The sequence below is a fragment of the Chloroflexia bacterium SDU3-3 genome, assembly GCA_009268125.1.
Classification (GTDB): Bacteria; Chloroflexota; Chloroflexia; order Chloroflexales; family Roseiflexaceae; genus SDU3-3.
In genome coordinates this window covers 161365-183347 of sequence record WBOU01000008.1, presented here as the reverse complement: position 1 = coordinate 183347, position 21983 = coordinate 161365, and the positions used below count along the sequence as shown (strand labels likewise).

Genomic DNA, 21983 nt, shown 5'->3' with positions numbered 1-21983 from the left:
CAGACGCGATTTCCATATTGATAAACGCAGGCTAAAAACAGAATTGCAATGCTAAGCTGCCTAATTGTAGCGTATCCTGATCGCGGATGGGCATTGCCTGACGTGGTTTAAGCCTATTGCCATTCAAAAACGTGCCATTCGTACTATCGAGGTCTTCAAGCATCACCTGACCCTGCTGAATAAAGATTCGGGCATGCCGACGCCCAACGCCCGAATCGATCGCGCCATGGGCCGCAAGATCGACATCCGGGGTGAAGTTGCTCACTGCGTCGGCGCGGCCCAGCACCGCCTGGCCTGCGGCGGGTAGCGGCAGCGCCGCGCCGCTCTTCAGCACTAGCCGCGCGGGCGCAAGCGCGGTGCGCCCGGCGGGGGCCGCAGGCGTGGGCGGGGTGTAGGCGGGCGTGGGCGCGGCGGCCACGGGCGCGGGGTAGGCCACCTGGGGCGCTACCCCTACGCCGACGCTGGGCGCGGGCGTGCCAGCCTGCAGCGGCGCACCGCAGTTGTCGCAGAAGGCCTCGCCAGGCAGCGCGCTGGCCCCACACTGCGCGCACTGCACCGCGCCACCCAGGCTGGATGGGGCGGCAGCGGGGCGGGGCGGCGGGGCCGCCACAGGTGGGGCCGCCACCGGCGGAGCCACCACCGGCGGGGCGGGGGGAATATAGGCCGGGGCCGACACGGCGGGCGCGGGCACCGGGATGAGCGCAGCACCGCACTGATCGCAGAAGCGGGCGGCGGCGGGGTTATCGACCCCACATTTTGGGCAGTATGGCACGATCGGTACTCCTTTCAGCGTTTTGTGGAAGGGACGTTCTGCGACGGCGGAGTGTTGCAACCGATGTGCTTGGCGCATCGTAGCATACCTCCAAGCCTATAGGCAACCGTAAAAGTACGCAGGTCTGTAATTTTCACCAAAAAAAGACCTTTATACCAGCATCCCTAACACAGAGGACTGCTTCTTTTATACCATGTCTTACGATAACATCAATATTTTACTTTGCAAAAAATTCACATCTTAAAGTTTTCTAGCTCTCTTCCCAGCGAAAAAAACGCACCACACAGCAGCTATGCTATAATTTCCCCGCACAAAAGAATACCCCGCGCCACCGCCCGCATGGCGCGCGCCGTCGCTGGCTCTCGCCTCACCAAAGGCAGGCCAGCCTTTCTTTTTCACCCAGGGAGCGCTGCCACCCAGCACTCGACCAATGCACGCCAGAAGGAGGCGACGCATGAAACCCGTGATCGGCATCCCGTGCAGCACCATCCGCCCGAAGGAGTGGTACCCCAGATTCCACGGCCACCAGGAAACCTACATCGACGCGATCGTGCGCGCTGGCGGCGTGCCGGTGCTCATCCCCCAGATCGAGACCGCCGATGTGCTTGAGCAGATCTACAGCATGCTCGACGGCCTGCTGCTGGCGGGCGGCGCGGACATCGACCCGGCGCGCTACGGCGAGCAAGCCATCCCCGAGATGGGCCATATCGAGCTGCGCCGCGACCATGTGGAGATCACCCTAACCCAGCGCGCGGTGGCCGATGGCAAGCCGGTGCTGGGCATCTGCCGGGGCATCCAGGTGCTGAATGTGGCGCTCGGCGGCTCGCTCTACCAGGACATCCCCGCGCAGCTGGGCGGCAGCGCGCACGATCTCTCGGCGGCCAAGGAAAACTGGCAGTATCCCGCCCACCAGCTGGAGCTGGCCGAAGGCTCGCAGCTGGCCGAGCTGCTGGGCGCGCGGTCGCTGGTGATCAACTCGCTGCACCACCAGTCGGTGAAGGATGTTGCGCCGGGGCTGCGCGCCACCGGCTGGGCCGAGGATGGCGTGATCGAGGTGGTGGAGGGCGAGGGCCAGGTGTTCCTGATGGGCATCCAGTGCCACCCCGAGGCCCTGCAGGCCGAGGCCGACCCGCGCTGGCAGGCAGTGTTCCGCCGCTTTGTCGAGAGCTGCGTGGCCGTCGAGATCTCGCACTAGTTCGCAGAAGAAAGAGCGCCTGCTATGCCAACACATCCGATCATCGGCGTGCCCGCATCCACATCGCCCGAGCCCTGGTACTCGCCATCCTACACGCTGCCATCCAGCTATCTGCGCGCCATCGAGGCGGCGGGCGCCGTGCCGCTGCTCATCCAGCCCACAGCGGCCCAGGCCACCCTGGCCACGCTGCTGGCCCAGTGCGACGGCCTGCTGCTGGCGGGCGGCGAGGACATCCACCCCCACCACTACCGCGCCGCCCCCCACCCTGCGCTCGATCTGACCAACGCCGCCCGCGACGAGGCCGAGCTGCAGATCACCCGCCACGCGCTCCAGCGCGGCATGCCGATCTTCGGCATCTGCCGGGGCCAGCAGCTGCTGAACGTGGCCATGGGCGGCACGCTCTACCAAGACCTGCCCAGCGAGCGCCCGTCGTTCATCGACCACGCGTTTGGCGATGCCCGCCGCGACTTCCGCGCGCTCTCGCACGGCATCACGCTATCCGAGGACTCGTGGCTGGCCGAGGTGCTGGGCGTCAGCGAGCTGGCGGTCAACAGCCTGCACCACCAGGCCATCCGCGACCTTGCGCCGGGGCTGCGTGCGGTGGCCCACGCGGTGGATGGCGTGGTGGAGGCCGTAGAGGGCGAGGGCGATGCCTTTGTAGCGGCGGTGCAGTGCCACCCCGAGCTGCTGTGGGAGGACACCGACTCGCGCTGGTCGGCGGTGTTCGCGGCGTTCGTGGCACATTGCCGCAACCAGGAGCGTGCGCGCTAGGGGAAAAGGCGCTGGGGCACACATGTCGCCCCAGCGCCACACAAAGCCTAGAGCTTCTCCAGCGCCGGGGTCAGCTCCTCCACCGTGATCCCGCCCTCATAGCGCGCCTTGATCACCCCATCCTTGCCGATCAGGAACAGCCACGGCTCGGTCTGCAGCCCCCAGGCCATCATCCCATCCGAGAACCCCGCAGCCGCCTCCTCCGCCGTCATGTTGCGGTTGGCCTTCATGGCCGCGCTCGCCGCATCGGCAAGCGCCTTGAACGACGTGTCGAAGGGGTAGCGGTACACCTCCACATGGATGAAGTTAATCTTGTCGCCAAGCTTCTGCTGCAGCTCGCCCAGCACCTTCACGTTCGGCCCGCACATGGCGGTGCGGCAGTAGGCCGGGGTGGCAAACAGCACTGCGGTGGGCTTGCCCGAGGCCAGCGCCGCATCCAGGCTGATCTGGTAGAGCGCCGGATTCTGGCTGCCGCCCGAGGAGAGATGGTCGAGCGGCGTGTCGGCCACGGTGGGCGTCTTGACCGAGATGGCGCGGTCGCCCGCGTTCGGCACCGCGTTCTTCTCCAGCACATTCACGCGGAAGCGGCTGCTGGTCGGCTGGCTCTGGCCGCTCAGCTGCGTGTCCACCACCACATCCCACTCGCCCGCGCGGTCGAACGTGGGGTAGGCCACATAGATCCCGGCTGGCAGCCCCTCGCCGTAGTAGGCGGCATCCTGCTCGATCTTCACCGAGGCCGAGGTGTCGGCGCGATCGTAGAGCCGCAGGTGCACCTTGGCCTGCGGGTCGTTCACTGGCGAGTTCTGGCGGATGAGGCCGAGCGCCAGGCGGTTCGGCCCGACCACCAGCTCAGAGACCGCAGGCACCGCCACGATCGAGGCTTCGCTGCTAGGCGTGGCCGCAGGCTGGCCGCAGGCGGCGAGCAGCGTGGCACATGTCAAAAAAAAGGCGCGCAGATGACGCATAAACATACCTTTCATGGCTAGGGAGATGGCCCATTGTACCACTGGCCGAGGCCGCACGGCGGCAACAAAAAGCGGCGGGCGCGTGTGCGCCCGCCGCTCTCGCCCGCCGATCTGACTAGATCAGGCCATCGCCATCCATCGAGATCAGCACGTTCTGGCTCGGCACCTCGTCCTCGCCAGCGGCCTCGACCGAGAGCGAGGCCACGCGGTCACTGCCGCGCAGGTTCACGATGGTGACGCCCTGCGTCAGCCGACCCAGCGTCGAGATGCCATCCACCGTGGTGCGCATCACGATCCCGCTGGCCGAGATAAACGTCAGCAGCGAGTCGTCCGTCACCACGCGGGCGGCGGCCACCTCGTCGCCGGGGCGCAGCTTGATCGTGATCACGCCGCCGGTGGCGCGGCCCTTGGCCGGGTACTCATCCAGCAGGGTGCGCTTGCCGAAGCCGTTGGCCGTAACCACCAGCAGGGCCGCGCCGGGCTGCACCAGGCCCATGTCCACACAGCGGTCGCCATCGGACAGGTTGACGCCGATCACGCCGCTGGCCGGGCGTCCCATCGGGCGCACCTGCTCCTGGGTGAATCGGATGGTCTGGCCCTTCACCGTGGTGATCAGGATGTCCTCGTTGCCCTGCGACATGGCCACCCAGCCCAGCAGGTCGCCATCCTCTAGGCCGATCGCGATCAGGCCGTTCGAGCGCACCTGGCTGTACTCCTTCAGCAGCGTGCGCTTGATCTTGCCCTTGACGGTGGCCATCACCAGATACTCGCCATCATCAAAGTTCGAGACGGCCAGCATGGATGTGACCTGCTCGCCCGGCTCTAGCGAGATCAGGTTGACCAGCGGCAGGCCCTTGGCGGTGCGCCCGGCGTCGGGCACCTCGTGGGCCTTCAGCTGGTAGACCTTGCCACGGTCGGTGAAGAACAGCAGGTCGTCCATGGTGCTGCAGCCCAGGATATGGCGCACCACATCCTGCTCGCGCGTCTCCATGCCCTTGATGCCGCGCCCGCCGCGCCGCTGGGTGCGGTAGGTGTCGGCCAGGATCCGCTTGATGTAGCCGCGCTCGGTCACGGTGACCAGCACCTTCACATCAGGGATGAGGTCCTCGTCGCTGACATCGCCGGTGGCGTCGGGGATGATCCGGGTGCGGCGGGCGTCGCCGTACTTGTCCCTCAGGTACTTCAGGTCGTCCTTGATCATCACCAGAATGCGCTGCGGGTGGGCCAGGATGTCCTCAAACTCGGCGATCTGCTTGAGTATCTCGCGGTACTCGTCCTCGATCTTCTTGCGCTCCAGCGCGGCTAGGCGGCCAAGCGGCAGATCGAGGATGGCGTTCACCTGGATCTCGGAGAGCTTGAAGTTGCTCATCAGGTTGTTGCGGGCCGAGTCGCGGGTGCGCGAGTTGCGGATGGTCGAGATCACCTCGTCGAGGTTGTCGAGCGCGATCTTCAGGCCCTCCAACACGTGGGCGCGGGCGCGGGCGCGCTCCAGCTCGTACTCGGTGCGGCGGCGCAGCACATTCTGGCGGTGGTCTACATACTCTTGGAGCATGCGCTTCAGCGAGAGCACGCGCGGCTGCAGGCCATTTTCGACCAGGGCCAGCATGTTCACGCCGAATGTCGTCTGCATCTGGGTGTGCTTGTAGAGCGCGTTCAGCACCTTCTTGGGCTGGGCATCCTGCTTGAGGATGATCACGAAGCGCATGCCGGTGCGGTCGGACTCGTCGCGCACATCGCGGATGCCCTCGATTTTGCGCTCTTTGGCCAGCTCGGCGATGCGCTCGCCCAGGCGGGCCTTGTTCACCTGGTAGGGCAGCTCGGTGACGACGATGTTGTACGCGCCACGCGCCGCCTCCTCGATATGGGCCTTGGCGCGCAGGGTGATGTGGCCCTTGCCCGTCGAGTAGGCGTTCATGATGCCCTCGGTGCCCAGGATGAGGCCGGCGGTGGGGAAATCGGGGCCGGGGATGACCTTCACCAGCTCCTCGATCGTCACCTCGGGGTTGTCGATCAGCATCATCAGCGCATCGCAGACCTCGCCCAGGTTGTGGGGCGGGATGTTGGTGGCCATACCCACGGCGATGCCCGCCGCGCCGTTCAGCAGCAGGTTGGGCAGCCGCGCGGGCAGCACCCGCGGCTCGCGGAAGGTGCCGTCGAAGTTGTCGCCGAAGTCGACCGTGTTTTTGTCGAGGTCGAACAGCATCTCCTCGGCGATCGCCGACATGCGGGCCTCGGTATAGCGCATGGCGGCGGGCATATCGCCATCCACGCTGCCGAAGTTGCCCTGGCCGTCCACGAACATGTAGCGCATGTTCCATGGCTGGGCCAGGCGGGCCAGCGCGTCGTAGACCGATGCGTCGCCGTGGGGGTGCATCTTACCCATCACATCGCCGACGATACGGGCGCACTTCTTATATGGCTGGTTATGTCGCACGCCCATATCCCACATGCCGTAGAGGATGCGCCGCTGCACGGGCTTGAGGCCGTCGCGCACATCGGGCAGGGCACGCGAGATAATTACGCTCATCGCGTAGTCTAGGTAGGCCGTCCGCATCTCTTCGGTGATGTTGCGAGGCCGAACGATCCCGATCTCCATTGTTCCTCCAAACGTGATCAGCGGCGGCTGGTATGCCGCCGCCTGACCGGGGTATTTACTCGTATTCTGATAGAACTAGGTGTATTATACCGCATAATGATGCGGTTGTCCATCATTTTAGAACAAATGTACACACCCAAAAAAGAGCCATATCGCTAGGCGTTGTCGCATTTCCGCGATCCCGCCCGGGCGATCGGTGGGGTGAAAAGAGGCCACGCCTACGGTGGGCCGCAGCAGGCTCACGCGGGATGGTGGCTGGGCAAGAAAAATGGCAGGAGCGCCCCGGCCTGCCAACAAAATAGCGAGAAAATGCGATTGATTGTCGTAGGCGCAGGGGTTACGATTCACGCGAGAGACCACGCACGCCAACCGGGCGAAACCCAAGATAGTCGCACGATGTCAGCTGGTAGAACACCCCTTCATCGCTGCAGCCCTGTTTTGCCTGGCCCCAGTCATAGGGGCGATGAAGATGCCCGTAAATACATGCGGAGGCCCCGCTGGCATTGATCCGCTGGGCAAACTCGGTGGGCTTGTGCTCGTTGTAGGGCGGGTAGTGGATCATCACGATGATCGGCTTCTGGCCCTGGGCCAGCGCCCGCGCCTGCTCCAGCGCGCGATCCAGCAGGCGCAGCTCGCGCTCGTAGATCGACTGGTCGGTCTTCGGGCTGAAGCCCGGCGTGCCCGGCGTCACCCAGCCGCGCGTGCCGCATACCACCGCCTCGCCGATGTCCACCGCCTCGCCGCCGATCAGCGCGATCGAGGGCGGCGCGTGCCGACGCACCGCGCCAACGCTGCGGGGGCACCAGTAGTCGTGGTTGCCCCGGATCATGACTTTCTTCCCAGGCAGCGCGTCAACCCACGCAAGATCGAGCAGCGCCTCGTTTATTTTCATTGCCCATGAGATATCGCCAGCGATCAGCACGGTATCCTCCGGCTGGATAGTCGCGCGCCAAGCTGCGGCGATCCGCTCGGGGTGATTTTTCCAGCGATCGCCAAAGATATCCATTGGCTTTGGTTTCGCTATCGAAAGATGAAGATCAGATATTGTCCAGATCATAGTTCCTATGATACCAGAGCACACCTGCATTGCCAAACAGCCAAAGAATCTCGTTCATCGTGATCGCGATCATAGTTCTTTTGGCCGATGCGCGCTACACTACATCCGTAATGACCACTCTAGTTGATGGAAAGCGAGGCTCTTGAGATGCACAGTATCGATCGTCTAGCGTGTATCCCGTGCTTCTCAAACCTTGATACGGCACATCTGCAGGTGCTGGCCCGCAGCCTCGGGGCGCAGTCCTTCGAGCGCGGCGAGTCCATCTTTCACCAGGGCAGCCCGGGAAATGTGCTCTACATCATTGTGACGGGGCAGGTGCGGATCTACACGATCAGCGAGGCCGGGCAGGAGCTATCGGTCACGATCTTTCGGGCTGGCGATTTCTTCGGCGAGCTGGCGCTGCTGGATGGACAGCCGCGCTCGGCCAGCGCCGTGGCCATGGGCCGCACCTCGGCGCTGCTGCTGCACCGCTCGGCGTTCCTGCACGCGGTGCACGACTACCCGCCGATCGCCGTGGCCATCCTGGAGGCCATGGCGCAGCGCCTGCGCCAGAGCACCAGCCACGCCGATCTGCTGGGCACCAGCTCGGCCATCCAGCGGGTGGCGCGCCAGATCTTGGCGCTGGCCGCGCGCTACGGCCAGCGCGAGGGCGATGTGACCCATATCGACCTGCGGCTCACCCAGGATGATCTGGCCAGCCTAGTGGGCACCACCCGCGAGACCGCCAACCGCGCGCTGGCGAACCTGCGCGACCAGGGCCTGATCCAGATGGCGCGCGCCCGCGTCAGCGTGCTCGACACACACGGGCTTGAGCAAAAAGCAAAACTTCCCTAACCATAAAGGAGTCCACGCAATGTTCTACTACTTTTTTCTCGCACACCTGATAGCCGATTTTGCCCTGCAGCCCTACTGGCTGGTGGTGCGCAAGCGCCGCTGGGATGGCCTGCTCATCCACGGCGGGGTGGTTCTGCTGTGCATGCTGGCCCTGGGCCTGATCGACAGAGCCTTCCTGGCGCTCTGGCCCACCATGCTGGGCATCACCGCGGTGCACATCTTTGCCGACTGGTGGAAGGTGCACCGCGCCGACCGGCTGTTCCGGCCTGCCATCGTCCCCTTCCTGCTCGACCAGGGCATCCACGCCGCCACGATCGCGGTGGCGCTGGCGCTCACAGGGCCGCAGGGCTGGGCGATCGATCTGTCGTGGCTGAATCTGCCGGTGGCGCTGGCGGTGGTGGCCTATGTGATCGCGGGGCTGGCGGTGCCTATCGGCGTCATGACCTGGCTCGACCCCTCATTCGCACACGGGGCGCTGGCCCCGGCGGCGCGGGCGCGCAGCTTCGCGGTGGGGGCGCTGGGTGTCTCGCTGGTGCTGTTCGCGGGGGCGCTGGCGCTGCCGCTGGGGCTGTGCGGCCTAGTGGTAGCCACACGGCGGCAGGTCTCGCCGCACCCGCTGGATGCGCCGCTGGGCGCGGCGGTGGTGCTGACCGCAGGGGCCGCGCTGGGCGCGCTGAGCCTGTGGCTGCGCTAGCTGACACACGCAAACACCCCGCAGGAAGCTATTCCTGCGGGGTGTTTGGCTTTTCAGAAGAGGGTAGCCTACCAGCCGCTCAGCGCGGGCGAGACCACCTCCTCATGCTTCTTCTGCGACTTGCTGGCCGCGTGCTCCTGCTCGGCCAGGAACCACGTGGCCTCCATGGCGGCCTTGCAGCCATCGCCAGCGGCGGTGATAGCCTGGCGGTAGACGTGGTCCACCACATCGCCAGCCGCGAAGATGCCAGGCACATTGGTGCGGGTGTGGTCGTCGGCCTTGATGTAGCCGTTCTCGTCGAGGTCGATCAGGCCCTCGAACACGCGCGTGTTCGGAACGTGCCCGATGTAGGGAAACACGCCCTCGGCCTCGATCGTGGTCTCCTCGCCGGTCTTCAGGTTCTTCACGCGCACACCGCTCACGGTGTTGTCGCCCAGCACCTCGGCCACCTCGGAATCCCACACGAAGCGCACCTTGGGATTCGAGAAGGCGCGCTCCTGCAGCACCGGATCGGCGCGCAACTGGTCGCGGCGATGCACGATCACCAGCTCGCTCACATAGCGAGTCAGGAACAGGCCTTCGTCGAGCGCGCTGTTGCCGCCGCCCACCACCACCACGCGCTTGTTGCGGAAGAAGAAGCCATCGCATGTGGCGCAGTACGACACGCCCCGGTTGGCTAGGTTCTGCTCGCCGGGCACGCCCAGCTTGCGCGGCGAGGCCCCGGTGGAGAGGATGAGCGTATCGGCAGTCACCTGCTCGCCGCTGTCCAGCGTCAGCACAAAAGGCCGCTGGGTCGTATCGATCTTCTCTACCAGCGCATCAAGAAATTTTGTCCCAAAGCGGGCAGCCTGCTCTTCCATCTTCTGGGCAAGGTCAAACCCGCCGATAGGCTCGGGGAAACCTGGGTAGTTCTCTACCTCATTCGTGGTGGCGATCAGCCCGCCCGGCTGAAGGCCGCGAATGACAAGTGGCTCAAGGTTGGCGCGCGCCGTGTAGAGCGCCGCTGTCAGGCCCGCCGGGCCAGAGCCGATCACCACAACTTTGCTGTGCATACGTCTTGCTCCTTTGTGACGCAGTGTCTGCGCCAACACAGATCCAATAATAGCATGATCTGTTTCTTTATGCTGTATGCTAGATTACATACCCCCTAGGGGTATATGTAGACCTTCTCTTACACGGTAACAGATTATTAAGCACCTCATACTACACTGCCACATAGAACGCGTTATTGGGCACCCTTCACAAGGAGCAAACAATGCCGCATTTCCCCCACCCCACTACCCTAACATCTACCTTCATCCTGTCCATCTGCCTTCTTCCCATCACAGCAGCACCTCCCGCTATCGCCGCGCCGCGCCCCCACCAGCTTGCCGCCACACCCAGCAGCCTGCTGATCAACGAGTTCATGCCCGCGCCGACGGCAGGCAGCGAGTGGGCCGAGCTCTTCAACCCCACCGCCAGCGACATCGATATCTCGGGCTATAAGATCGACGATGACACGATCGGCGGCACCCAGACAACGATCCCGGCTGGATCAATTGTTCCTGCCAACGGACTTCTCGTCATCTCGCTGTCATCGGCTATTTTAAATAACACAGGCACCGACGCCATCCAGCTACTCGCGGGAGGCAGCGTGGTAGATGCCCAAACCTACAGCAGCGCCCAATCGGGAAAGAGCTTGGCGCGCACCCCCGATGGCACAAACACATGGCAATGGGCAGGCCCCACTATGGGCGGCTGGAACAGCGGCGCGGCACCAACCGCACCGCCCATCGACACAGCGTCCCCAACGAGCACGCCAGCCCCATCCGAGACACCAACCAGCACGCCCACATCACCTGCAATACCCACAGCAGCCCCCAGCGTAACCATAGATCCGAGCGTAGAGCCCTCGGCAACAATTCTCATCCCCACACTCGATACGCCATCGCCCACGGGCATCGCCGAACCCACAACCGCTGGCGTATCTACTACACCTTCACCCACCCCTCCACATACAGCTACCACGGTTCCATCGCCGACTCGCACGCCTACCAACACACCGATCCCATCCCCAACCGCCACGCCCACCAACACCCCAACTAGCACTCGGACCCATACCCCGACCCGCACGCCATCACCCACGCGCACCCCTACCAATACCCGCACCCCTACCAATACCCGCACGCCATCACCCACGCGCACGTCGTCGCCTACCGCCACGCCCACCAACACCCGCACCCCGTCGCCCACGGTGGAGGCCACGCATACCCGCACGCCATCGCCCACCCGCACGCCATCGCCGACCGCCACACCCACCGTTACCCGCACCCCGTCGCCCACCAACACCTCAACCAGCACCCGTACGCCATCGCCAACCGAGGAGGCGACCAGCACCCGCACGCCATCGCCCACCCGTACGCCATCGCCGACCACCACACCCAGCACCACCCGCACCCCGTCGCCGACTATGGTTCAACCGCCAGAGTATGTGCGCCAGGCCATCGCCATCGAGCGCTTTATGGCCAACCCTAGCCCCAACACGCCTGAATGGGTTGATCTGCATAACAGCGCCGATCAGGCGATAGATCTTGCTGGCTGGAAAATCGACGATCAGAAAGATGGAGCACCATATATCATTCCCGAGGGAACCATGCTCGCCGCTGGCACCAGTCAGCGTATTTTCCTCCACAGCGCCATGCTCAACAACGATGGCGATACCATACGCATCATCGCACCCGATGGGGCTGAAATAGCGAGCGCCACGTTTACCACTACTGCACATGGGGTTCCGCTATGCCCTCAGCAGCAGGCGGCTGCCCCATGCGAAGCATCCACCGTCACACCCACCGCCACACCCACCGCAACACCCGCAGCGGCCCAAGCCCAACGGCTTATAGCCAGCGCCAGCCAAGTGGGGCTAGCCCCAACCGAGCACCCCCTGGCCGAGCACCCGCTGACAAGGAGAAGCAGCCAGGCACAGCCATACGGCTTGGTCGGACGCAGCTCGCGCTATGTTGGCGTCGTTCGCACACCCGGGCCAAGCCTCACGCCCACCGCCGTAGGCACACCCATACCGGTGGGAGCCAGCCCTATCGCGAGCGCCCAATCCGATAAACAATGGCAGCTATATGATCTTTTCCTGGCGCTGCTGTTTGGCATTGTCGCGGCGTGTGTAGCCTTTTTGTTCTACAGCAGCCAGAAGAACCTCCCCAGTTCCCCAGCGACCATCGAGGGTAATCCAGAACGCTAGTAGCCACGAAGCACGGCCAGACGACCATGCCACACTAGTTGGGAAGCGTGGCATGGTCGTCTTTATTAGCCATCTGAAAATAATAAAATCATAAGAAAACCGATCATATAGTGATACGGCCAGCCTTCTTCGCTTACACATCGCAGGATTGTGTGCTAGAATAGACTCATTCCGTATGTATTTGCTGGAAAGGGGGTCCCCATGCACGATCCTCGAACTCGTGTCGAAGAACGCCTAGCGCAGCACACCTGGGGCGCACTTAGCTCGCAGGGTTGCGTGATGGGCCTCGACGTCGGGAGCTACGGGCTTCGCGCGGCCCTGGTCGATCTTCAACACCACACCTACACATGCCTCCAGCGAGATATCACCAGCAAAGAGCCGTCGGCAATGATGAGCGAGGTCATCGCACTCGGCCAGCAACTGCTGAGCGAAAAGCATGTGCCCGACGGCCACCTCGTGCGGATAGGCGTCGGCTTCAATGGCCCGGTGGATGCGCGCGCGGGCAAAATCATCCAGTCGCCGCGCGTGGCCGGATGGGAAGACTACCCGATCGCCGACCAGGTCGAGGAGGCCTTTGGGGCGGCGGCGCTGATTGATAACGACGCCAACCTCATCGCGCTGGCCGAGGCCACCTTCGGCGTGGGCCAGGGCAAGCGCGACCTGTTCTACTTGCACCTGAGCAGCGGCGTGGGCGGCGGCCTGGTGCTGAACGGCAAGCTCTACCATGGTGCCGCAACCATGGCCGGCGAGATCGGGCACGCGGTGGTGGGGCCATTCGACCCGCTGCGCCCCGACCACATGCCGCGCACCCTTGAGGAGCAGGTCTCGATCCGCGGCCTGATGGCGCGGGCCACCGAACTTGGACAGTCCACCAATCTGCTCAGCGACATTTTCACCGACAGCGTGATTGGCCGCCAGGTGGTAAGCGAGACCATCGATATTCTGGCGGTGCGGCTTTCGCAGATCGTCGCGCTGATCGACCCCGAGATGATCATCCTGGGCGGGATCGTCGCTCGCAGCGGCGGTCAGCCGTTTATCAACGGCATCCAGGAGCGCATGGCCGACTTCATGCGTTCGCTTGTGGAACGCCCCGTGCCCGTGGTGCATTCGGTACTGGGCTTTGAGAGCGTGGCTATCGGCGGCGTAGCGCTGGTGCTTGAGAGCCTCACCGAGTAGAATCGAGAAAACAGCGCGCCCGCCTATCCATGTTATTTGCCATAAGTTTGCGCTATGAGATTGAGCCATGCTATAATACTGCGCAGCACGCGGTGCGTGGCTGTCTTGCCGCGCCCTGCGTTTTGGTGTTGTGGATATAGATATTATTGTTAGGATACCCATGGACGCCAAAAACATTATCTATGGTGAGACTGGGGTCGACAGACTGGTGCAGATCCTTCGCGCCAGCGGGCAGCCACAGGACATTGCCAAATTGACCGAACGCTACCTGGAGATTCTGCGCGAGCTCGTGCTGGCAGATGATCAGCGAGCATCGGCTTCCTAAGCCTAAGCAGTGGAGTTTTTGACGCAATGAGTGAGCCTACTTTCACAGGCAGCGCTGATCAGCAGTCCCTCGCCGCGCAGGTATATAAGATTATGGTGGCGCAGGGCGCGCTGTTTGCTGAAGATGCGCCCATCCGCCAGACGCTGGCAAATCTGGCCGATTTTTTTGCAACCGTCCACAAGATGGACCGCAGCAAGGTCCAGAGCCAGCTTGACGCGGCGCTGACTGAGAACGCCGCGCTCTTCGCTCGCGAGGAGCGCGATGGCGATGTGGTCTTCACCACCTCCAAGCGCGGTGCATTTTCACCGCGTGTGGTGGACAACAGCCATATGTTCCGCAAACGGCTGTACGAGCCGGAGAACCCGCTGCCGATCGATGATATTAGCGTGGTGGTGACGACCACGCGCCCCGCGCTCACCACGGTTGAGCCGGTCTTTATCTCCGACTACTGGCAGCGCCAGGTGGGCATCCTACCGCCCGAGGAGGGAGAGGGTGCCGAGGCCGCGCCAGTGGTCGAGGCCGCACCGGTGGCCGAGGCCCAGCCCGAGGTGGCCGAGGCCGCGCCGGTGGCCGAGGCCCAGCCCGAGGTGGCCGAGGCCGCGCCGGTGGCCGAGGCCGCGCCGGTGGCCAGCGTGCCGCAGGCCAGCACGATGCTCACCCTGCCAAACGGCGTGCAGATCGACCTGCGCCGCCCCACCGCCGACCTGCTCGGCCAGTACGGCAACGCGCTGATGTCGCAGCTGCGCACCGCGCTGGAGAACGACCCGCTACGCCGGATCGTCTCGTTTGGCGGCGACGTGTTCCCTGAGGCGATGGTGGCCAACTTCGGCAAAAACGACCTGCGCCGCATCACCGACTACATCAAAAATGAGCGCCAGCAGCCGCTGCTCGACACCGAGATCATCGCCGACCTGTTCTACCATAACCCACGGCAGGCCGACTATGAGTCGTTCCGCTTTGCGCTGAACTATCGGCTCAGCAAAGAGAAGGACTTCGAGTTTGTGGGCGTCGAGGGCGCGCGCCTGTGGGCCACCAAGGGCCTGACCAACGCCATCGGCAGCAAGCGTGTGAAGGCCAGCGAGATGGGGCAGATGGCCGGCTACCTTGAGGAGGGCTTCGACGACAGCCTGCAGAACCAGGCCGCCGACAGCATCCGCAAGAGCGGCCAGCTGAGCCACATCCTCTCCTTCTTCGAGTGGGAGTACGGCCTGCTGCCGTTCACCCGCGCGATGGCGGCGCTGCTGCCTGCCGCGCTGCTGCCCGACCAGCGCACCGCCGTGCTGCGGATCGACTCGCCCCAGCGCTACGTCTCCACCCTGGTGGAGCTGCGCTACCCCACCGGCAACCGCGGCGGCTGGATCTCGGGCCTGGAGGAGTTCTTCCACGAGGCGCTGGTGCCCGGCGCGATGATCACCATCGCCCGCACCGACGAGCCGCAGGTCTTCACTATCAGCTACGAGGAGCAGGCCGAGCAGTCGGACCGGCTGCTGGTGCTGGATGACAAGAAGAACAAGTTCGCCTTCGCCAACGTCGCGTACTTTGTGGCGGTCGACGCAGACGTGCTGGTGAGCCAGCAGCGCTACGGTCGGCTGCGCAACCTCAAGTCGCTGCCGATGAACGAGCGCCGTAAGGGCGAAGAGGTGCTGAAGCATGTCTTCGAGACGGTTGGCGAGCCGGTGGGCACGCGTAGCGAGCCGCGCTATATGTCGACCATCGCCGACCTGCTGGTGGCGCTGAATGTGCTGCGCCCGGCCTCGGCCAGCTATCTTGAGCACCTGCTGAAGGACGGCGATCGCTTCGAGCCAGACGCTGCCACGCCCGGCGTGTGGTTCTACACCCCCGAGGTGATCGAGGCCGAGGATGACGACGTCGACGACGAGTACGACGACGAGTACGACGACGAGTAGCAGCTCGCCGCCGGTACGGTAGACGCAACAACATATGGCTGTTGAGAGGGGTGGTTATGGAACCGCCCCTCTCGACGTCTTGTGGTACACTTATACAGCTATGAGCGCAACAACAATACTACTGGCAGTGGCCAAGCTGACCCGGCCACTCACCATCCGCGACGTGCGCGGACTCTCGGGGATGACCTACCTTGACCGGCGCGATTTCCTTGAGATCTGGCAGTCGCTGCCCGCCGAGCGGCGCACCACGATCGCTCGCGAGCTGATCGAGCTAGCCGAGGAGCATGTCGAGCTGGCCTTCGGCGAACTGTGGAGCTGGCTACTGGATGACCGCGAGGCCGCCGTGCGCATCAGCGCCATCGAGGGCCTGTGGGAAGATACGTCGACCAAGATGCTGCGGCGCATGGTGGACATCTTCACGAGCGATGCGAGCACCGATGTGCGCGCCGCAGCGGCCATAGGCCTAAGCCGCTTCGCCTGCCTCGCCGCGCTTGGCGAGCTGGCCGAGGGCGAGGAGGCGCTGGAGCAGGCGCTGAGCGCGGCGGCGCTCGACACAGGCCTGCCCACCGAGCTGCGCCGCCGCGCGCTGGAGAGCGCCGGGTACTTCGCCGAGAACGAGCAGATCCAGAACCAGGTCGAGCGCGACTACGCCAGCGGCGAGCAGCTGCTGGCTGAGAGCGCGCTGGTGGCGATGGGGCGTTCCATGCTGCCGCGCTGGCTGCCCGTTATCGGCAAGGCGCTTGGCCACGAGTCGCCCGCCCTGCGCTACGAGGCCTGCCGCGCCGCTGGCGAGCTGGCCGACGAGGCTCAGCCGCTGCTGCCCAAGATCTTCCCGCTGGTGACCGATAGCGACAGCGAGATCGCGCTGGCGGCGATCTGGGCCCTGGGCCAGATCGGCGGCGAGCAGGCCGAGCGCGCGCTCAAGCAGGTGAGCCGCAGCAGCGACACCGCGCGCAGCCAGGCCGCCGCCGAGGCCCTTGAGGAGCTGAGCGGCGGGGATTCGCTGGTCTAACACGTGCTTTGGCGCGCGGCGGCGGCAGCACTGCCGCGCGGCCTGCGCTGGTTCCCGATCAATCCTATCGACGGTCTCGCCATCAAGCGAATGAGCGGAGTGTATGCAATACACCTACATTGATCAGATCCCAGACGTCTACAAGCACATCTACATCTCACCCCACCTCGACGACGCCGCGCTCTCGTGCGGGGGCGCGATCGCCCGCCACACATCCCAGGGCGATCGCGTGCTTGTTGTGACGATCGCCACCGCAGCCCCGGCGGCAGAAGGCCCATTCAGCGAGTTCGCCGCCGCCATGCACGGGCGCTGGCAGCTCAGCCCCGAGCATGTGGTGGCTTCGCGCCTGCAAGAGGACACCCTGGCGCTCGAACGGATCGGGGCCGACAGCTACTGGGCCGGTTTTTTGGATGCGATCTACCGCATCCCCGACACCTACTGCACCGCCGAGGCCCTGTTCGGACGCCCGGCCATCACCGACCCGCTGCGCCAGCAGCTGGCCGCCCTGCTGGATGAGCTGCACGCCCGCGCCTCGGGCGCGATGTTCTACGTGCCGCTGGCGGTCGGCGGCCATGTGGACCACCAGCTGACATATGATGCCACCGTGGCGGGCGGCTGGGCCAGCACCACCGCCTTCTACGAGGATGTGCCTTACGCCCTGAAGGCAGGTGCGCTGGAGCAGCGGCTGGGCGCGCTGCCGCGCAAGTTTGTGCCTAGCATCATCGACATTGACGCGACCCTGAGCCGCAAGATCGGCTCGATTGCATCCTACGCGAGCCAGATGGGCGAGCTTTTTGGGGGCGAGGACGCGATGCGAAAGCAGATCATCGACTACCACGAGCAGCTGCGCCCGGAGGTCGGCACCTACGGCGAGCGCGTTTGGGTGATGATCTGACGTCCCGCCTGGGGAAGAGATTTTTCGGACACATGACTGTACAAGACGGACGCCTGAGCTTCGCCCTGGTGGCCCCCGACGCGGAAACCTGGGAGGCATTTGTCGCGCAGCACCCGCAGGGTAGCCTGCTGCAGCGCCCTGGCTGGGGCGAGCTAAAATCACAGTTTGGCTGGGATGTCCAGCGGCTGGCGATCATGTCGCCGGATGGGCTGCGGGCGGGCGCTCAGCTGCTGTTTAAGCGGCGCTTTGGTCTGGCGGCGGCCTATGTGCCGCGCGGGCCGCTGCTGAGCGGCGACGCCGAGATCGACCGCGCGCTGCTGCGCGCTATGCGGGCACTGAGCACCCGCAGCCGTGCCATCTTCCTACGCCTAGAGCCAAACATGCTTGAGCAGGCCGCAGGCGCACAGCAGCTGCACTCGGCGCTGCTGCTTGCAGGCTTCCAGCCCACCCCGCCGCTCCAGCCCCGCAGCACCGTGCACCTCGACCTCGGGCCGACGCCCGAGAAGCTGCTCTCGGCCATGAGCAAGGGCCACCGCGCCGACATCCGCCGCGCCGCCCGCGAGGGCGTGACCGTGCGCGTGGGCGAAGGCGAGGCCGATCTGGACGCCTTCTACGCGATCATGCAGTCCACCAGTGCACGGGCGCAGTTTGGCATTCACAGCCGCGACTACTACGCCGCCGTGCTGCGCATCTTTGGGCGCAGCGCCGATGCCCTGCTGCTGCTGGCCGACTGGCGCGGCGAAACCGTGGCCACCGCGCTGATGTGCGCCGACGCCCACGCGGGCCTCTACCTCTACAGCGGCTCCACCCCCGACGGTCTCAAAAGCGGCGCGCAGCACGCCATCCAGTGGCAGGCCCTGCAGTGGGCACGCGAGCGCGGCTGCACCCGCTACGACTTCTGGGGCATCCCCGACGCCATCGGGCAGGCGCTGACTGTGGCCGACCCCGACGAGCGGTTGAGGCTGGAGGAGCAGGCCAAGGCCGACGCGCTCTACGGCGTCTACCGCTTCAAGAAGGGCTTCGGCGGCAGCGTGGTGCGCTTCCTGCCGGCCTACGATCAGGTGTATGTGCCGCCGCTCTACAGCCTCTGGCAGCGGCGCATTGTCTAGGGGAAACACGCCTATGGCCGAGAGCGAGATCGAGCAGCTGCGGCGGCTCAACCAGTACCTGCAGGATGAGCTGGAGCGCCAGCGCGGCATCAACGGCGAGATGCGCCGCGCCGTGGCCGAGCTGGCGCGGGCCTTCCAGGAGTCGCTGGCGCGCGCCAACGACGCCGCCGAGACCGGCGACATCGAGCGCGTGCGCCAGATCACCTACGAGAACCGCCAGGCCTGGCAGTCCTACCTGCAGCAGATCGTGCAGGCCGCCACCACCAAGCCGCAGGAGTAGGCGCGATGCTGCGCGCGGCGATCTTCGACATGGGCGGCACGCTGCTGGCCTACCCCGGCGTGGGCGACACCTGGCGCGCGCTTGAGGAGCCGGGCATCCGCGCGGTCTACCGCTACCTGCGGGCCGAGGGCCACGCCCTGCCGGTGGAAGAGGATGCGTTCTGCGATGCGATGTTCCTGCGCCTTGAGCGGGGCTGGCGGCAGGCGGTGGAGCAGGGGGTAAACATCCGCGCCGACACATGGATCGGCGAGGTGGCCATGGGCTACGCGCTTGCGCTGGGCGAGGCGGCGCTGGGCGAGGCGGCCCTGCGCTATGCCAGCCCGCTGCGGGGCGGCGTGCTAGCCCAGCCCGGCGCAGCGCAGGTGCTGGCGGCGCTGCGCGGGCGCGGCCTCAGGATCGGCCTGATCTCGAACACGATCTGGCCCGGCGCGCTGCACCGCGAGGATCTGGCGACATGCGGCCTTCTCCAGCATATCGACCACGCGATTTTCTCGGGCGATCTGGGCATCTGGAAGCCCAGCCCGCAGATCTTCCAGTCCATGCTCGCGGCCCTGGGCGTCGCGCCATCCGAGGCCTTCTTTGTGGGCGACAGCCCGCAGGAGGACATCGCAGGCGCGCAGGCTGTGGGCATGCCCGCCGTGTGGCTAGCCAACCGCGAGTTCCCCACGGGCGGCATTCGCCCCGACTTTACTATCACCAGCCTAACAGATCTGCTCCGGCTGCCTATCCTCGCCTAGCTACGCCTCAAACTTGTAGCCCAGATTCGTGACTGTGACGATGTAGTGCGGGTGATTGATATTCTCCTCAATTTTGGCGCGCAGCCGCCGAATGTAGACAGGCACCAGATTGCTATCGTTGTCGTAGCCATTGCCCCAGACCTTCTCCAAGATCATCGTGGTATTGAGCACGCGCCCGGGGTGGCGCATCAGGTAGTAGAGCAGGCGGAACTCGACCGGCGTGAGCTTGGTCGGGCGGCGCTCGCCCACCGTCACCTCGTGCGTGATCGGGTCCATGGTGATCGGGCCAATCGTCAGCTTCGATGAGGGTGAGAGCGGGTCGTGGTTGCGGCGGCGCAGCACCGCCTCGATCCGCGCCAGCAGCTCGGAAGGCTCGAACGGCTTGGAGATATAGTCATCGCCGCCGATCTGCAGCCCTAGCACGCGATCCTGCAGCTGCGAGCGGCCCGAGAGGAAGATGATCGGCACGTTCGATGTGATGCGGATCTGGCGGCACACGTCAAACCCATCGCTCTTCGGCATCGAGACATCGAGCAAGATCAGCTCGGGATCGTACTCGCGCACCGCCGAGAGGGCATCCTGGCCGTTGTAGACTTTGATGACCTGATACCCTGCCTCCTCAAGCACAAACGAGGTGAGCTTGACCGTCAGCAGGTCGTCATCGGCAATTAAGATAGACATCAAGCAGATCCTGAAGCGTTCTATGCAGCTACGACATGATCTTGTACTTTCGATTATACACTGCTCTTCCCCTACTTTCTGCTACAATATCGTCATTCGTGATGTCTCACGCATACAATGTGCAAACATCTCCTCCGCGCGGCGCTCCCACGCGCCGCACCAATGGCTGCGCATGAGCGCAGGGAACTGCAATGCCTGTACGATTCCTCGATCTGATCAACGATATTCCCGACGCCCGCGCTGCGGGCGGCAACCCCGAGATAGAGACGCTGGCCTACGACTCGCGGGCTGTGCGCCCCGGCGGCGTGTTTGTGGCGGTCAAGGGCTTCCACACCGACGGCCACGCCTACATCCCGCAGGCCCTGGCCGCTGGTGCTTCTGCCGTGATCTATGAGGACGAGGCCGCCGCGCCGCTGCTGGGCGGGGTGGCGAGCGCCCGCGTGCCAAATGCCCGCGTGGCCCTGGCCCCGCTGGCGGCGGCGCTCTACGGGCACCCAGGCCGCCAGATGCGCGTGGTGGGCATCACCGGCACCGACGGCAAGACCACCACCACCTTTCTTACCAGCGCGGCGCTGGAGGGCGGGCCGCACTCCACCGGCTTCATGGGCACGGTGGATTTCAAGATCGGCGCGCGGCAGTGGGCCAACGACACCCGCCAGAGCACCCCCGAGGCCCCCGAGGTGCAGGCCATGCTGCGCGACATGCTGGCCGCAGGCTGCGACTACGCGGTGCTTGAGTCGACCTCGCACGCGCTCTCGGCGCGCTGGAACCGCCTGGGCGGCTGCGCCTTCGACGTGGCCGTGCTCACGAATGTGACAACCGAGCACCTCGACTTCCACGGCAGCGTAGAGCAGTACCGCCGCGACAAGGCGCGGCTGTTCGAGATGCTGGGCGACGAGTCGCCCGCCGGGCCGGTGGACAAACGGCGCAAGCTGGCGATCGTGAACGCCGACGACCCCAACCACCGCATGTTCCTCGACGCCGCCCCAGCCAGCGCCGAGCGCCTGACCTACGGCGTGGCCAGCCGCGCCGACGTGCGTGCGCTGGATGTGCGATCCAGCCGCGAGGGGCTGGCCTTCCGCCTGGCCTCGCCCTGGGGCGAGCGCGACGTGCGTCTGAAGCTGACCGGCGACTTCAACGTGGCCAACACGCTGGCCGCGCTGACGGTGGCCTGCGCCGAGGGAGTGGCGCTGGATGACGCGATCGCGGCGCTGGCCCGCATCCCCGGCGTGCGCGGGCGCATGGAGCGGATCGAGCAGGGCCAGCCCTTCACGGTGCTGGTGGACTACGCCCACACACCGGGGGCCTTCGAGAAGCTGATGACGATCATCCGCCCGCTCACCAGCGGCAAGCTGATCGCAGTGTTCGGCAGCGCGGGCGAGCGCGACCGCGAGAAGCGGCCTATGCAGGGCGCGATCGCCGCCAGATTCTGCGACATGCTGGTGCTGACCGACGAAGACCCCCGGCTGGAAGATCGCGAGGCGATCATCCGCGAGATCGCCGCCGGTGCGGAGGGCGCTGGCAAGGCCGAGGGCAGCGGCTACCTGCGCATCCCCGACCGCGCCCAGGCCATCCGCGCCGCGTTCGCGCACGCCGCCCCAGGCGATATCGTGCTGCTGCTGGGCAAGGGTCACGAGGGCTGCATCATCTACGCCGACGGCAAGCTGCCGTGGGACGAGGCGGGCGAGGCCCGCGCCGCGCTGGCCGAGCTTGGGTTCCGATCCTGATCGCCAAAAACCGCAGCG

19 protein-coding genes are annotated in these 21983 nt (G+C 65.2%); 13 read left to right on the top strand and 6 right to left on the bottom strand.

The window, feature by feature from the left end:
- Positions 1 to 31: 31 nt before the first annotated feature.
- Positions 32 to 772: an FHA domain-containing protein gene (locus F8S13_15375; GenBank protein ID KAB8142364.1), complete on the bottom strand. Its 741-nt coding sequence runs from the start codon at positions 770 to 772 to the stop codon at positions 32 to 34.
- Between the two features lie 454 nt (positions 773 to 1226).
- On the opposite strand from F8S13_15375, the gene F8S13_15370 reads away from it, so the two are divergent.
- Together F8S13_15370 and F8S13_15365 are read left to right on the top strand one after the other, a co-directional pair.
- Positions 1227 to 1967 (top strand): gamma-glutamyl-gamma-aminobutyrate hydrolase family protein, encoded by a 741-nt coding sequence (locus F8S13_15370; GenBank protein KAB8142363.1) that lies wholly within the window; start codon positions 1227 to 1229, stop codon positions 1965 to 1967.
- 24 nt (positions 1968 to 1991) lie between these two features.
- Positions 1992 to 2738: a gamma-glutamyl-gamma-aminobutyrate hydrolase family protein gene (locus F8S13_15365; protein ID KAB8142362.1), complete on the top strand. Its 747-nt coding sequence runs from the start codon at positions 1992 to 1994 to the stop codon at positions 2736 to 2738.
- Positions 2739 to 2785: 47 nt separating this feature from the next.
- Here F8S13_15365 and F8S13_15360 read toward each other — a convergent pair whose 3' ends face one another.
- The 3 genes from F8S13_15360 to F8S13_15350 all read right to left on the bottom strand — a co-directional run bounded on the left by F8S13_15360 (position 2786) and on the right by F8S13_15350 (position 7356).
- Complete coding sequence (locus F8S13_15360) at positions 2786 to 3709, bottom strand: thioredoxin family protein (protein ID KAB8142361.1); 924 nt, start codon at positions 3707 to 3709, stop codon at positions 2786 to 2788.
- 109 nt (positions 3710 to 3818) lie between these two features.
- Positions 3819 to 6299, bottom strand: a complete 2481-nt coding sequence (gene gyrA, locus F8S13_15355; GenBank protein ID KAB8142360.1) for a DNA gyrase subunit A — start codon at positions 6297 to 6299, stop codon at positions 3819 to 3821.
- Between the two features lie 337 nt (positions 6300 to 6636).
- Entirely contained in the window at positions 6637 to 7356 is a 720-nt protein-coding gene (locus F8S13_15350; GenBank protein ID KAB8142359.1) for a metallophosphoesterase, read from the bottom strand.
- 126 nt (positions 7357 to 7482) lie between these two features.
- On the opposite strand from F8S13_15350, the gene F8S13_15345 reads away from it, so the two are divergent.
- Positions 7483 to 8190: a Crp/Fnr family transcriptional regulator gene (locus F8S13_15345; GenBank protein KAB8142358.1), complete on the top strand. Its 708-nt coding sequence runs from the start codon at positions 7483 to 7485 to the stop codon at positions 8188 to 8190.
- A 19-nt stretch (positions 8191 to 8209) separates the two neighbouring features.
- Positions 8210 to 8884 carry a DUF3307 domain-containing protein gene (locus tag F8S13_15340; protein ID KAB8142357.1) on the top strand — a complete coding sequence of 225 codons (675 nt, stop codon included), beginning with the start codon at positions 8210 to 8212 and terminating at the stop codon, positions 8882 to 8884.
- A 68-nt stretch (positions 8885 to 8952) separates the two neighbouring features.
- On the opposite strand, the gene trxB is transcribed toward F8S13_15340, so the two are convergent.
- Entirely contained in the window at positions 8953 to 9936 is a 984-nt protein-coding gene (gene trxB, locus F8S13_15335; protein KAB8142356.1) for a thioredoxin-disulfide reductase, read from the bottom strand.
- Positions 9937 to 10139: 203 nt separating this feature from the next.
- Between trxB and F8S13_15330 the strand changes: the two genes are divergently transcribed.
- The 8 genes from F8S13_15330 to F8S13_15295 all read left to right on the top strand — a co-directional run bounded on the left by F8S13_15330 (position 10140) and on the right by F8S13_15295 (position 19557).
- The gene (locus tag F8S13_15330) at positions 10140 to 12116 is read left to right on the top strand and encodes a hypothetical protein (protein KAB8142355.1); all 1977 of its coding nucleotides are present in this window, start codon (positions 10140 to 10142) and stop codon (positions 12114 to 12116) included.
- 201 nt (positions 12117 to 12317) lie between these two features.
- Positions 12318 to 13292: an ROK family protein gene (locus F8S13_15325; GenBank protein ID KAB8142354.1), complete on the top strand. Its 975-nt coding sequence runs from the start codon at positions 12318 to 12320 to the stop codon at positions 13290 to 13292.
- A 351-nt stretch (positions 13293 to 13643) separates the two neighbouring features.
- A complete protein-coding gene (locus F8S13_15320) occupies positions 13644 to 15524 on the top strand; it encodes a hypothetical protein (GenBank protein ID KAB8142353.1) in 1881 nt (626 codons plus the stop codon).
- Between the two features lie 100 nt (positions 15525 to 15624).
- The gene (locus F8S13_15315; GenBank protein ID KAB8142352.1) at positions 15625 to 16536 is read left to right on the top strand and encodes a HEAT repeat domain-containing protein; all 912 of its coding nucleotides are present in this window, start codon (positions 15625 to 15627) and stop codon (positions 16534 to 16536) included.
- Positions 16537 to 16639: 103 nt separating this feature from the next.
- Entirely contained in the window at positions 16640 to 17431 is a 792-nt protein-coding gene (locus F8S13_15310; protein KAB8142351.1) for a PIG-L family deacetylase, read from the top strand.
- Positions 17432 to 17463: 32 nt separating this feature from the next.
- Complete coding sequence (locus F8S13_15305) at positions 17464 to 18540, top strand: aminoacyltransferase (GenBank protein KAB8142350.1); 1077 nt, start codon at positions 17464 to 17466, stop codon at positions 18538 to 18540.
- Between the two features lie 13 nt (positions 18541 to 18553).
- A complete protein-coding gene (locus F8S13_15300; GenBank protein KAB8142349.1) occupies positions 18554 to 18820 on the top strand; it encodes a DUF2203 domain-containing protein in 267 nt (88 codons plus the stop codon).
- Positions 18821 to 18825: 5 nt separating this feature from the next.
- A complete protein-coding gene (locus F8S13_15295) occupies positions 18826 to 19557 on the top strand; it encodes an HAD family hydrolase (GenBank protein KAB8142348.1) in 732 nt (243 codons plus the stop codon).
- Here the strand turns inward: F8S13_15295 and F8S13_15290 are convergent, their stop codons facing one another.
- Positions 19558 to 20238, bottom strand: coding sequence for a response regulator transcription factor (locus F8S13_15290; protein ID KAB8142347.1), 681 nt, complete (start codon positions 20236 to 20238; stop codon positions 19558 to 19560). It abuts the gene before it with no gap.
- 191 nt (positions 20239 to 20429) lie between these two features.
- Here F8S13_15290 and F8S13_15285 point away from each other — a divergent pair, with 191 nt between their 5' ends.
- Positions 20430 to 21965: a UDP-N-acetylmuramoyl-L-alanyl-D-glutamate--2,6-diaminopimelate ligase gene (locus F8S13_15285; GenBank protein ID KAB8142346.1), complete on the top strand. Its 1536-nt coding sequence runs from the start codon at positions 20430 to 20432 to the stop codon at positions 21963 to 21965.
- Positions 21966 to 21983 lie beyond the last annotated feature (18 nt).